This window comes from Mesobacillus sp. MER 48 (genome assembly GCF_023714225.1).
Lineage (GTDB): Bacteria > Bacillota > Bacilli > Bacillales > Cytobacillaceae > Mesobacillus > Mesobacillus oceanisediminis_A.
Map to the genome: position 1 here is coordinate 184993 of NZ_JAMAUR010000004.1, position 12735 is coordinate 197727.

Here is a 12735-nt window from a genome sequence, read left to right on the forward strand (position 1 = left end):
ACTGGCGATGGCCAATCTTGCTGTTGATTTAAAAGAGAAAAGCACATCAAAATCGAAAATCAATGTCACTGTGTCAAAAGCTTTTAAAATATGGATTTCTGCCCTGACTGTAGCCTTTTTGATCGGCGGGTATTTCATCGTAGAACGCTTCTTCACGGGGCTTGCGGCTACGAATCTATCAAGCATTACCCCTTGGGGAGCCTGGATTGCTTTTTACATCTTCTTCGTCGGCCTCAGCGCGGGTTCATTCCTGCTGTCGACCCTGATCTACGTTTTCGGGATGGAAGAATACGAACGGGTCGGAAAGGCGGCACTTTTCACCGCGATTGTCTGTATGATCGTCGCGCTGACCTTCGTGCTGATGGACCTTGGTCGTCCGGAGCGAATGCTCAACGCGATCATCTACTGGAATGTCACATCACCGCTTGCCTGGGAAGTCCACTTTTATCTGGTGTATATTGGGCTGTTAACAGTTGAGCTTTATATCGCGATGAGGGAAGATCTCGTCCGCGCGGCAAAAACAAACTCATTGAAAGGCTTTATCGCAAGATTCATCACCTTCAAAAATGCGACTATCAATGCAGCGACGAAAAAGCGTGACCATATGTGGATGAAAATCCTTGGTACAATCGGGATCCCGCTGGCAATCCTTGGGGTGCACGGCGGAACAGGAACGATTTTCGCTGTTGTAAAAGCACGTCCGGCCTGGAATACAGCACTTTTCCCGATCATTTTCGTCGTATCGGCAATGGTTTCTGGAACAGCATTGCTTTTAGCGATGTATATCATCAAGAAAAAAGTCCAGAGGCAGGAAATAGATAAAAACATGGTTGTATCGCTTGCAAAATTGATGGTCGGGTTCCTGATCATTGACCTTGGCCTTCAATTCTATGAATATCTGATTGGCTGGTATGGTCTTGAGGCGGAACACCTTGATACGCTGGCGACAATGATGGCCAGTGAAAAAGCCTGGTCGTTCTGGTTCGTGCAAATGTTCCTTGGAGCAGTCATTCCGATTACAATCGTTTTCTGGAAAAAAACAAGCCAAAACGTCAATGCACTGCTTGCAGCAGCTGTCCTTATCGTCATCGGGATCATCGGCGTCCGCTTCAACATTGTTGTTCCGCCGCTTGTCGTGCCAGTTTTCCACGAACTGCCCTGGGGCAATTACGCGCCAACGATTCGGGAATGGATGGTCAGTGTCGGTGTCGTGGCAATGGGACTCTTAATCTATTCATTCGGCGAGCTGCTGCTGCCAATCGAAGAAACTTCTGACGAGGTGAGCCATAATGGAAAATAAACCAATGAAACGGCGTGGGTTTTTAAAAGCGCTCGGTACGCTGAGTGCGGTCGCGTTTGTCGGTCCGGCTCTCGTCGGGCCAATCAAGCAGGTCATGGGCGGTGTCTGGACGGATGAACCACATGGAACCGGCACCGATTATCAGGATTATACAGCAGAAAATGTCATCTTCACATCATGCCAGCAGTGTAATGCGACATGTACGATTAAGACTTATATTACAGCCGGGGCGGCAGGCGGAGCTTACTCATCCATCGTCCGCAAGATTGCCGGCAACCAGTACAGCCCAATCAACATGGTTCAAATCGGCCATATCAACTACGATACTCCAGTATCCCAGGCTGTAAAAGGAACTGGCAATGTCGCTAAAATGGGACGCGGTCTCCGCGGCGGACGCACCTGTCTTAAAGGCCAGGCCGGCATCCAGACCAACTATGATGCCTTCCGGATCCAAAAGCCGCTCAAGCGTGTCGGGGAGCGAGGCAGCGGTGTCTGGAAAACGGTCACTTGGGAACAGGCTTATAAGGAAATCCTTGAGGGCAGCAAGGATCTTCGCACTCCAGGGCTAAAAGAAATGTGGAAGTTTGCACCCGAAGAAGCGGTCATGGGAGACTGGGATAAACTGAAAGCAGGAGAAATGACCAAAGCTGAATTCGATAAAAAATACAAGGATATCCTGATTGATACAAACCATCCTGACCTTGGGCCAAAGGCCAACCAAATTGCCGTTATGGCCGGACACAGACGCGAATTTATCGAGCGTCTGGCTGTCAACAGTCTTGGTACAGCCAACTTTTACGATCACGGCGGATATTGCGGAATCACCAGTGTAATGGGCAATACCCGCTCGCATGATGCCGAAAAGCCAAAGAAACGGATGATTCCCGATTATGACAACGCTGAGATGGTCATCGTCTGGGGAACAAATCCGATGGTCGCTAACCGGGGACCAACAACTTTCGCACCGCAGATCACTAATGCCATCGATCGCGGCATGAAGATGGTTGTCATCGATCCGCGTTTCAGCAAGACAGCTGAGAAAGCGCATGTATGGGTTCCGGTAAAACCGGGCGGTGATGGGGCGCTGGCAATGGCGATGTGCCGCTGGATCATTGAAAACAATCGCTATGACGATATTTACCTGCGAAACCCGAACCAAGAAGCAGCGAATGTAGATGGCGAAACAACCTGGAGTGATGCATCCTTCCTTGTCAATGCCGGGGATAAGAAGCGTCCGTTCGTCCGTGCCAAGGATCTGGGCATCGGAGGCGAGGAGTTTGTTGTCATCGAAAATGGCAAACCTGTGCTGCATACGAAAGCTCGCAATGGCGACCTGGATATCGATACAACGATCAACGGCATCCAGGTGAAATCCGTCTTCAGGATTTTTAAGGACAGGGTCATGGAAAAATCAATCGAAGAATACGCTAAGCAGGCAGATGTACCGGTGGAGCAGATTGTCCAGATTGCACGCGAATTCACATCTCACGGCAAAAAGGTTGGAATCCATGCATACCGCGGTCCGGCGATGCACACAAATGGCTATTACAGTGTCCGTGCCATCAATATGCTGAACCACCTTGTCGGCAACCACGACTGGAAGGGCGGCGACACCGTTCTCGGCGCCAAATACAAAGCAACTGAAGGACGCTATGATCTTGCGTCTGTACCGAATGCTAACAAAGGCTGGGGTATCCCGGTAACAAGGCATAAGATTCCATATGAAAAAACATCCTTATTCGAAAAGGATGGCTATCCTGCAAAACGTCCATGGTACCCGTTTGGCAATAAACTGATCCACGACGTGCTCCCAAGCTCTGCGGAAGGCTATCCGTATAAAATCAGGGCTTTGCTGATCAACAGGACTTCCCCGGTAATGGCTGCGCCAAGATCCGAGATGCAGGCTAAATTCATCAGGGATCCTAAGGTTGTTGAACTGGTTGTAGCATCTGATGTGATTATTGGCGAGTCTTCAAAGTATGCAGATTTCATCTTACCGGATCTTGCTTATCTTGAAAGTTGGAATGCGGAAGACATTTTCCCAATCCTCAAGCATAAATTTGCTGGTATCATCCAGCCAGTGACTAGAGTGGTTCCTGACGCGCGTCCAACAGAACAGGTCTATATCGATCTTTTAAAAGGAATGGGATTGCCCGGTGTCGGAGACAATGCTCTGGCTGATGGTTCAGCAATACACAACCCAGAAGACTACTACCTTAAACGGGTTGTGAACATCGCATTTGACGGCCAGAAACCTGTCAAGGATGCAAATGCGGAAGAGCTGGCGATTTTCGAAAAAGCAAGGCAGAAGGCGCTCGGCAAATATTTTGACATCCAGAAGCTGAAAAATGCTGTCAAACCGGAAGAATGGAAGAAAGTCGTCTACGTACTGAACCGCGGTGGACGCTTTGAGGCAGCAGGAGATGAATATATCGGAAACAAACTTAAGTATCAATGGGCTAAACAGGTTTATTTTTACGACGAAAAGGCAGCAGGCTTCAAGAGTGCTTACACAGGCAAATTCTTTGAAGGCGTGCCGGTAGCTGAGGAAATAAAGACATACGATGGCGAAGTCTACAAGCCAAACAAACCGCTGCAATTCATTAACTGGAAATCAAGGAATATGGCAACGCACCGTACGGAAGGTAATACATGGCTGCGTGAAGTGAAGCCGGAAAACTATCTGTGGATCAATCCGATCGACGCGAAGAAAAAAGGCATCCAGACTGATGATGAAATCTACATTTCATCTAATAACTCAAAAGTTAAAGGGCGTGCACTCGTGACACCGGGAATCAAGCCAGGTGTCGTTGGAGCGAACTTCAGCTTCGGCCATGATGCATATGGCTCAAAAGCAGTCAAAGTGGACGGCAAAACAATCGAGCCAGCCGGCAAATACGGCCATACTGGCTATGAATTCAATAAGCCGCTCCATGAGGAATCAGGATATGCTAAGCCTCGTGGGCAGGGATTCTCTGTTAACGCCTTGTCTGATCGAGATGGCAGCTACTTTGAAGGCTATCTCGCAGACTTGCTGATTGGCGGCCCGGCACAGCAGGACGTATTCGTGGATGTTGAAAAGGCTTAATATCATTGGGGTGGAAGCCCTGAAATTTCTTTAAAGTAAAGGTGGAGACAATAATGGAAGAACGATATGGAAAGCTGGCGATTGCGAATATCATGACAAGCATCTGGCTTGGGGACTGGGGCACCTATGAAGCATTCATGAACGAAATCCCTGAGGGAATGCGGAGGGAGCTTACATTTCATTCCTTATATAATCGGGATGAGGTGCACCTCTGGTATGACAATCACTTTTTCATACCTGGAGAACATTTTGTCTCCCCTTACTTTTCATCCTATACGAAGAAAAATGAAGATGAAGAAGCCCGCAGGCATGAGCTGCTGTGCTTGATCGGCCTTTATGAAAAAACTGCTTTTTACTTCCCGCTCGAGCAGGATCGGCTGCCAGATCACTTCGGCAGTATGACCGCGTTCATGAGTTCGATTTTACAGGGGGAAATCAAGGCAGAGCAAGAAGGTAATCAGGATTACCTAAAGCAGCTTGAAAAAATAGAAGCAGAGATGCTGGCCCGGTTCATCAAGCCGGTCTTGAAGCCGATGCTCGATAATGCAGAAACAAAAATTACCCTTCCATTCTTTAAGGAGTTTCTCAGCTTTTATGCAGAAGTGATGAGTGAAGAATGGATGGAGGCAGCCTAAAATGAAGAAACGGTCCTCCAAGTGGGGGACCGTTTCCTTGTTGTTTAGAAATTATAAAAGTATTTTTGTGTGGATAACTACATATGGGAGTCTTAATCCAGCTCCAGCGCCTAGCCCCTCGAGACGCTTCGGTCCTGCCAATGAAGTCAAAGAACGACTTCACTGTCAGGCCCTCCAGCGCTTGTCGGGGCTGAACAAGGCGCTTGCGCTTTTTGTTCTATCGAACATTTACTTATTCTGTTTGAAGAAATCGATGAACGCTTGATAAAACTCTACACCCTGATAAAACATAAAGCTGAACGCTGTCAGGGAAAAGAACCCAATCATTAAGAATCGAAACCACATATCCATTCCTCCTTGATTTTTTATTCTGATCATCAAGGAGACTTAATCACATAATTCGATTGGAAAAAGACTGCCGTCAAGAATGAAAATTGGCTTCCAAATTTTATTACTCTGTGATTAATTTGTGTGAAAGTGATAGTTGAAATAAGAAGAACGAATACATTCAGGATGAAAAGGGTTTTTTTATCATCCAAATCAGGACCTGGCAGTTGTTCATGGACTTGTTCCATGGGAAGGATGACTTTTGATTTGGCGTCTACTGCTAGGTTTTTTTGTGCAGGAAGGGTTCCGTGAGCAAGTAAAAACAGGATAAACAGGCTGAGCGCGGACATAGTCAGCTTTTTCACGGTTCTCACTCCCCTTGAAAAGTAATAACACTATCGTATAACAATATATGCGTAGTGGAAACAAAAAAGTTTTGACATTTTTCTCAGAATAAAAAAACAGGCACCGTATCATAGCCAGTGCCTGCTCCAATTATTGCTTTCTCAAGTTTCCTAGCTCTTCAGCGATTGCCTGCATTTCATTCGGGCTGAAGGTGTTTTTTCGCATGATCATATCAAAGATTTCCTTGAGTTCTTCATACATCTCGCCGTCAAAATGTGTCGACTTGATTGCGCCGAGGTTCATGACATTCAATTTTTCCTTGATTTTTTCAATCATGTAGTCAACGTTTTCAGGGGAATTTTTAGTTAAGTCCACGCCGTTCATCCTTTCAATGGTTGTACAACCATCTTTCCATGTCCGTCAAAAAAAGTCAATTACAAATCCGGCGCCAGTTGACGCCGGATTTGTCATTATGCACTTAACGATTTTTCCTCTTTTTTCTCTTCCTTGATCGTGTTCAAAATTTTCCTTGTTTCCACTACAACAACGCCGGACAATCCGAGAAGTCCAATCAGGTTCGGGAATGCCATCAGGCCATTCATCACATCGGCGACACCCCAAACGATTTCAAGCTGGGAAATCGCACCGACGAACACAGCAGCGACAAATGCGATGCGGTAGTATAAAATCACATTTTTGCTGAAGAGATAGGAGAAGCATTTTTCCCCGTAATAAGACCAGCCGATGATCGTTGATGAAGCGAAGAACAACAGCCCAATCGCCACAATTACTGAACCTGACTGGCCAAGGAACTTGTCAAAGGTCGCTGAGGTCAGGTCAGCTGCCGTCGTATCGCCCGTATACAAACCGCCCATGACGATGGTGATTCCGGTGATTGAGCAGATGACGATTGTATCGATGAACACCTGGGTCATCGATACAAGTGCCTGGCGCCCAGGCAAATCTGTCTTGGCTGCAGCAGCAGCGATCGGTGCGGAACCAAGACCGGCTTCATTCGAGAATACACCGCGGGCAACACCCATCCGAATGACAGTTCCAAGTGCACCGCCAGCCACGGCTTCCCCTGTGAATGCATCTGTAAAAATAAGTCCAATAGCGGCTGGTACAAGATCAAAGTTCATAATCATGACGACAAGACCCGCGATGAGGTAGAATCCGGCCATCACTGGTACAAACAGGGCGGTCACCTTCCCGATGCTCTTGATCCCGCCAATTAAGACAAGAGCAGTAAAAATCGTCAAGACTAGACCTGTAACCCATGCCGGCACTGAAAAGGTCGACTGTACGACACTGGCTACTGAATTCGACTGAACAAGATTGCCGATTCCAAAAGCCGCGACTGCGCCAAATAGCGCGAATAAGACCCCAAGCCATTTTTGGCCTAGCCCGCGTTCAAGATAATACATTGGGCCGCCGGACATCTCGCCATCCTTGTCTTCAACCCGGTATTTTACAGCCAGGACAGCTTCTGCATATTTCGTGGCCATTCCAAAAAAGGCTGTAATCCACATCCAGAACACCGCGCCAGGTCCCCCAGTGAAAATTGCTGTCGCCACGCCGGCGATATTACCAGTGCCAACTGTCGCAGCAAGTGCCGTCATCAAAGCCTGAAAATGAGAAATATCACCGTCAGACCGTTTATCCTGTTTTTTCGAAAAAGCCAGCTTAAGCGAGTAAGGCAGCAGCCTAATCTGCAGAAAGCCAATGCGGATGGTCAGGTAGATTCCAGTCCCGACAAGTAAAATCAAGAGAGGGGGTCCCCAAACCCAGCCGCTAATTTTTCCAATCCATTCCTCAAATGTCATAGTGTGCCCCCTTATAAAATTATCTTCATAAAATGTTCTCTAACAAGAATATTCTGATAATTATTCTGAGTCAAGCAATATCCATCAGGTAAATCTTTGAATTTCCACTGTATTCACTGTTCCCAAGACGTTTGACGATGTTTAAAAAGTTATTCTTTTTCTGGATTATTTGAAATTTTTTTCTGCGCGCTTGCATGAAGTGATGTCTATCGTGGAAAATGTTAGGTAGGTGACAGGCAAGTCTTGTCTGCGAAATGAGAAGCAAGATATTAGGAGGAGAAAAATGGGCAGTTCAAAAAGGTTTTGGATGGGGATGTTTTTAGGTGCAATGGCCGGGGGTGCAGTAAGCCTTCTGGAAAAATCGACGCGCCAGGCGGTAAAAGAGGATTTCAGCAAGGTATCGTGCGGAGTTGCGTATGTTGTTAAAAATCCGAATGCATTCATCGATGACATTAAAGAAACAGCGAATAAAGTCCGTACTACAGTGGAACAAGTAACAGAGGATGTTGCGTTCATCACGGAAAAAGTTGAAGAGATCAAAGATGTGCCGCCCCAGATTACCGAATTGGTGAAAGGGACAAAAGAGTCATTGAGGAAATTAGCAGCATCAGGAGATACAAAGCAGCATATAGATGGACAAGAATGATGGATAGGCTGATCACTGGCAGGAGCATGGAAGCTAAAAAAGAGGTGAATCAATGATTGATATGTCATTTTTCAGGCAAATGTGGCACAGGATACAGGAAGACGATGTTCCGGCACTTGCTGCCCAGCTTGCATACTTCTTGTTGCTTTCCTTGTTTCCGCTTTTGATCTTTCTGGTCACATTGGTTCCATATTTGCCAATTTCAGAAATGGATATCCTTGGATTTTTTGATGATTATGCTCCAGGAGAATCGATGGATCTAATCAAAAACAGCCTGGAGGATATCATGAAAAAAGATGGAAAGTTGTTGTCTTTCGGATTGCTGGCGACCATTTGGTCTGCTTCGAATGGAATCAATGCGATTGTAAGGGCATTTAACCGAGCCTACCGGGTAGAGGAAACAAGATCGTTTATCGTAAGCCGGTTAATGGCCATTTTTTTAACGTTCGGGATGATATTTGTCTTCCTCGTCGCTTTGATTTTGCCGGTATTCGGCAAAGAAATAGGCAGCTGGCTGTTCGCGAACTTTGGGCTGAGGGAAGAGTTCATCTATGTCTGGAACATGCTGCGCTGGCTGACCAGTATCTTGATTCTTTTTATTGTTTTTCTCGGGTTATACTGGATCGCACCAAATAAAAAGCTGACTTGCATAAGCGGGTTGCCTGGATCCGTTTTTGCGACTGGAGGATGGGTGCTGGTATCACTCGGATTCTCCTACTATGTCAGCAACTTTGCTTCCTACACCGCAACGTACGGAAGCATCGGCGCGATTATCGTACTGATGATCTGGCTCTATTTGTCAGCGTATATTATAATCATTGGCGGGGAAATCAATGCCTATTTCAGTGAAAAGAAAGCCGGCTGCTGATGTCATTGACTCCTGAAATTACCTCTGTAAGGTACGCTGTTTTAGCAAATGATAAAGGGGAGGAATGCTCCTCACTTTTTATGACAGGGGGAATTCAGGATGGCAAAGAAAACGAAAAAAGATGGAAGCACCAAGCAAAAAGGCAAAAGCAACCACAGCCAGAAAACATCAGGCTCAGCAAACGGATCCAACGGATATCACTAACAACAAGCGCCCCCACTCGGAGGGCGCTTTACTTTTGAGTGAAAGATGACAGAAGGCAGCCGGGATAATGCCCTTTAAGAGGAAAAAGGATGGACAGAAATTGAGGCAATCCAGGAGAAAGTGTCCGTCATGATGGCGATGACGGACAGAAATCGGGGAAATGCAAGGGAAAGTGTCCATCATAAGGATGATGATGGACAGAAATCGGTGAAATCCAAGAAAAAGTGTCCTTCATGAGGTGGATGACGGACAAAAATCTGTGAAATGCAAGGTAATCTGTCCATCATGATGGCGATGACGGACAGAAATTGATGAAACCAAACAAAAAGTGTCCGTCATGAAGGTGATGATGGACAGAAATCATAGAAATCCCACGAATAGTGTTCATCATAATAAAAAACTCCCGCTGGATCCGAAGTCCGGGCGGGAGACTACTTTATTTCAACAATCTTAAGCTATTCAGTATGACAAGGATGGTGCTTCCTTCGTGCCCGATGACGCCGTATGGCAGGTCGAGGAACTGCAGGAAGTTCGATGCGATCAGGACCATGATCACTAAAATCGAAAATACAATATTTTGTTTGACGATACGGTTCATCCGGCGTGACAGGTTGATGGCTTCGGCGATCTTTGGCAGGTCGTTTTTCATCAATACGACGTCTGCTGTTTCAAGGGCGACATCTGAGCCTTCTCCCATGGCGATCCCGACATTGGCGGTTGCGAGCGCCGGAGCGTCATTGATACCGTCGCCGACCATGGCGACCTGGCCGTGGTCCTCTTTGAGCTTCTTCAATTGCTGAACCTTTGTTTCTGGAAGGCATTCTGCGATATAGCCGTCAACATGGCTTTCAGCGGCAATGGCTTTTGCGGTATTTTTGCTGTCGCCTGTCAGCATGACTGTGTAGATGTCTTCTGATTTCAACAGATCGATGGCTTTTTTTGTTTCTTCGCGGACGACATCCTTTAAGGCGATCAGGCCGGCAAGCTGGCCATTCCGTTCGATGAAAACAATCGTCTTGCCTTGGGATGCAAGTGCCACTGCTGCGCCATCAGAGAATGCTTCTGCGACAGGCCTGCCGACAAAGTCCGCTTTCCCGATTTTCCAATCCTCGTTTTCGAAATGAGCTTTAATGCCCCACCCGGAAACATCCTCGATGCTTTCAGGATGCACAAGCTCCCTGCCGAGAACATCCTTTGCATAATTCACGATTGCATTTGCCAGTGGGTGGTTGGAGTGGCTCTCGATCGATGCGGCTTTAAGCAAAACTTCATCACGGTCCAACCCGTCAGCTGCGATCACATCCGTCACTTCCGGTTTACCCTTTGTGAGTGTACCCGTTTTATCGAAGGCAATGGCTTTAAGATGGCTAAGATTCTCCAGGTGGACGCCGCCTTTGAACAGTATCCCGTGTTTTGCCCCATTAGAAATCGCTGACAACGTAGCCGGCATGATTGATGCCACTAGGGCACATGGGGAGGCAACTACAAGCAGGATCATCGCCCTGTAAAACGTTTCTGTCCAGCTCCAGCCCAGCAGGTAGTGGGGAACGAACATCATCAGCACTACAACGATGAGCACGACTTTTACATATGTCCCTTCAAATCGTTCGATGAACAGCTGTGACGGGGATTTTTCGCTCTGTGCATTCTGGACAAGCTGGATGATCTTCTGGAACAATGTTTCATTGTTTGGCTTAGTTATTTCAACTGTCAGGGAACCTGTCAGGTTTACAGTGCCTGCGAAAACATCATCTCCGGTATCCTTTGATACTGGTATGGATTCCCCGGTGATCGCTGCCTGGTCTATCGTTGTCTGGCCCTTGGCTATTTTGCCGTCAGAGGGAATCCTTTCGCCCGGTTTGACCAAAATTAAATCGCCGATTTCCAGTTCGGATACATGGACTTTCCTTTCAACACCATTTGTGATTCTCAATGCTTCCTCTGGCTGCAGCTCCATCAATGAGGAAATTTCCTTATGGCTTTTATTCATGGTGTACGTTTCAAGCGCTCCGCTCATCGCAAAAATGAAAATCAAAATTGCGCCTTCTGTCCAATAGCCGATAATGGCTGAGCCGATCGCTGCAAAAATCATCAGCATTTCAACATTCAATTCTTTTTCTTCGATTGTCGCTTCAATGCCTTCCTTCGCTTTGGCGAAACCGCCGATTACATAAGCCAGGATAAAAGCGATGACCGACGCTGTTTGTGAATCTCCTTTGCTTAAGATCCAGCCTGCCGCTATCAGGATTCCACTGATGGCGGCGGCAATCAGTTCAGCGTGTGGCTTGATTTTTCCAAAAAGATTCCCTTCTGGAACCGAGTTTGGTTTTGCAATTGCATTAGCTCCCTGTGCCATCCTTTTCTCCTCCTTTGACATCTCTAATTGATACTAATAATCACCATCACTACCCTTAAAAAATACGAAAGCTGCCACCGGAACGGTGACAGCGAAAAGCCAGAGCAAAAGATACATATTGTGTTTATTATTATGTTACCATACACTATATGCTTTTGAAAGAATAATGCAATAGTCTAAGGAGAAAGATAGATGACAACTAAAGACTTTTTTACCCACCCGCTTGGCATTGTTGTGTCGGCAGCAGGGGCAACCTTCCTCTGGGGAAGTGCGTTCCCTTTTATAAAATTGAGCTACGCAAGCCTGGACATCAAGCCGGATGAAATCGGCGAGCAAATGCTGTTTGCGGGATACCGGTTTCTGCTTGCGGGGCTTCTGATCCTGATTTTGTTCCTCCTTTTAAAAAGGAATATGAAATTCAGGACGGAGACGACCAAGCCTCTTTTAAAAATAGGTCTGTTTCAGACATTCCTTCAATATGTCCTGTTTTACATCGGACTTAGCTACTCAACGGGCATCCAGGGATCCATCATCGCCGGCACGACGTCCTTCTTCCAGATCCTGCTGGCTCATTTTCTGTATCCTGACGACAGGATGAGCCGTTTGAAGGTCGCCGGTCTGATGGTTGGCTTTACTGGGGTCATTTTTGCGAACTGGCCAAATGGTGAATATGAAATCCACTTTGGCATCGGGGAAATCCTGCTCATGGGCGCGATGCTTGCTGGTGCGTACGGCAATATCCTGGCAAAACAGGGAAGTGCGAAAATGGAGGTCATTTATTTGACGGCCTACCAGATGATCCTTGGTTCTTTGGGATTGATTGCGATTGGTGCCTTCACTGTCGGACTGGTTCCTTTCGATTTTGACCTCAAGTCCGGACTGATGCTCATCTATCTGGCTTTCCTCTCTGCAACTGGATTCATTTTATGGAACAATGTCATGAAGTACAATCAGGTTGGAAAAGTGTCGCTGTACCTGTTCCTGGTGCCGGTATTCGGCGTCCTTTTATCATCGCTGCTTCTTGGTGAAGCGCTCCATTATTTTGTCATAGCCGGATTAGTCTTGGTTGTGGCCGGAATCGTTCTCGTGAACCGGCCTTCCCGTAAAAAAAACAGCCTCCCTGCCAAATAGGGGAGGCTG

The 12735-nt window shown here is 46.8% G+C and carries 10 protein-coding genes; 6 read left to right on the plus strand and 4 right to left on the minus strand.

Annotation, left to right across the window (positions count from 1 at the left end; genetic code table 11):
• Positions 1 to 7 precede the first annotated feature (7 nt).
• The 3 genes from nrfD to M3593_RS15745 are packed head-to-tail and all read left to right on the plus strand — an operon-like array spanning position 8 to position 5023.
• Entirely contained in the window at positions 8 to 1300 is a 1293-nt protein-coding gene (nrfD, locus tag M3593_RS15735) for an NrfD/PsrC family molybdoenzyme membrane anchor subunit (RefSeq protein WP_251543962.1), read from the plus strand.
• The gene (locus M3593_RS15740) at positions 1290 to 4388 is read left to right on the plus strand and encodes a molybdopterin-dependent oxidoreductase (RefSeq protein ID WP_251543960.1); all 3099 of its coding nucleotides are present in this window, start codon (positions 1290 to 1292) and stop codon (positions 4386 to 4388) included. Before nrfD ends, M3593_RS15740 begins: the two co-directional genes overlap by 11 nt.
• A gap of 53 nt (positions 4389 to 4441) precedes the next feature.
• A complete protein-coding gene (locus M3593_RS15745; protein ID WP_251543958.1) occupies positions 4442 to 5023 on the plus strand; it encodes a molecular chaperone TorD family protein in 582 nt (193 codons plus the stop codon).
• 377 nt (positions 5024 to 5400) lie between these two features.
• Here the strand turns inward: M3593_RS15745 and M3593_RS15750 are convergent, their stop codons facing one another.
• From M3593_RS15750 to M3593_RS15760, 3 genes are all read right to left on the minus strand, one after another.
• Positions 5401 to 5715: a hypothetical protein gene (locus M3593_RS15750; RefSeq protein ID WP_251543956.1), complete on the minus strand. Its 315-nt coding sequence runs from the start codon at positions 5713 to 5715 to the stop codon at positions 5401 to 5403.
• A gap of 130 nt (positions 5716 to 5845) precedes the next feature.
• Positions 5846 to 6070 (minus strand): DUF1128 domain-containing protein, encoded by a 225-nt coding sequence (locus tag M3593_RS15755; protein WP_144475179.1) that lies wholly within the window; start codon positions 6068 to 6070, stop codon positions 5846 to 5848.
• Between the two features lie 95 nt (positions 6071 to 6165).
• A complete protein-coding gene (locus M3593_RS15760; protein WP_144475178.1) occupies positions 6166 to 7521 on the minus strand; it encodes an alanine/glycine:cation symporter family protein in 1356 nt (451 codons plus the stop codon).
• Between the two features lie 283 nt (positions 7522 to 7804).
• Here M3593_RS15760 and M3593_RS15765 point away from each other — a divergent pair, with 283 nt between their 5' ends.
• Positions 7805 to 8167 (plus strand): YtxH domain-containing protein, encoded by a 363-nt coding sequence (locus M3593_RS15765; protein ID WP_144475177.1) that lies wholly within the window; start codon positions 7805 to 7807, stop codon positions 8165 to 8167.
• A 52-nt stretch (positions 8168 to 8219) separates the two neighbouring features.
• The gene (locus M3593_RS15770; RefSeq protein ID WP_144475176.1) at positions 8220 to 9035 is read left to right on the plus strand and encodes a YihY/virulence factor BrkB family protein; all 816 of its coding nucleotides are present in this window, start codon (positions 8220 to 8222) and stop codon (positions 9033 to 9035) included.
• A 640-nt stretch (positions 9036 to 9675) separates the two neighbouring features.
• Here the strand turns inward: M3593_RS15770 and M3593_RS15775 are convergent.
• On the minus strand, positions 9676 to 11595 hold the full coding sequence (locus tag M3593_RS15775; protein WP_251543954.1) for a heavy metal translocating P-type ATPase: 1920 nt from the start codon (positions 11593 to 11595) through the stop codon (positions 9676 to 9678).
• 192 nt (positions 11596 to 11787) lie between these two features.
• Here M3593_RS15775 and M3593_RS15780 point away from each other — a divergent pair, with 192 nt between their 5' ends.
• The gene (locus tag M3593_RS15780) at positions 11788 to 12726 is read left to right on the plus strand and encodes a DMT family transporter (RefSeq protein ID WP_144475174.1); all 939 of its coding nucleotides are present in this window, start codon (positions 11788 to 11790) and stop codon (positions 12724 to 12726) included.
• The last annotated feature ends 9 nt before the right edge of the window (positions 12727 to 12735 follow it).

Coding starts and splice junctions, on each gene's coding strand:
- nrfD (WP_251543962.1), top strand. CDS start 8: ATGGCCAATCTTGCTGTTGATTTAAAAGAGAAAAGCACATCAAAATCG.
- M3593_RS15740 (WP_251543960.1), top strand. CDS start 1,290: ATGGAAAATAAACCAATGAAACGGCGTGGGTTTTTAAAAGCGCTCGGT.
- M3593_RS15745 (WP_251543958.1), top strand. CDS start 4,442: ATGGAAGAACGATATGGAAAGCTGGCGATTGCGAATATCATGACAAGC.
- M3593_RS15760 (WP_144475178.1), bottom strand. CDS start 7,521: ATGACATTTGAGGAATGGATTGGAAAAATTAGCGGCTGGGTTTGGGGA.
- M3593_RS15765 (WP_144475177.1), top strand. CDS start 7,805: ATGGGCAGTTCAAAAAGGTTTTGGATGGGGATGTTTTTAGGTGCAATG.
- M3593_RS15770 (WP_144475176.1), top strand. CDS start 8,220: ATGATTGATATGTCATTTTTCAGGCAAATGTGGCACAGGATACAGGAA.
- M3593_RS15775 (WP_251543954.1), bottom strand. CDS start 11,595: ATGGCACAGGGAGCTAATGCAATTGCAAAACCAAACTCGGTTCCAGAA.
- M3593_RS15780 (WP_144475174.1), top strand. CDS start 11,788: ATGACAACTAAAGACTTTTTTACCCACCCGCTTGGCATTGTTGTGTCG.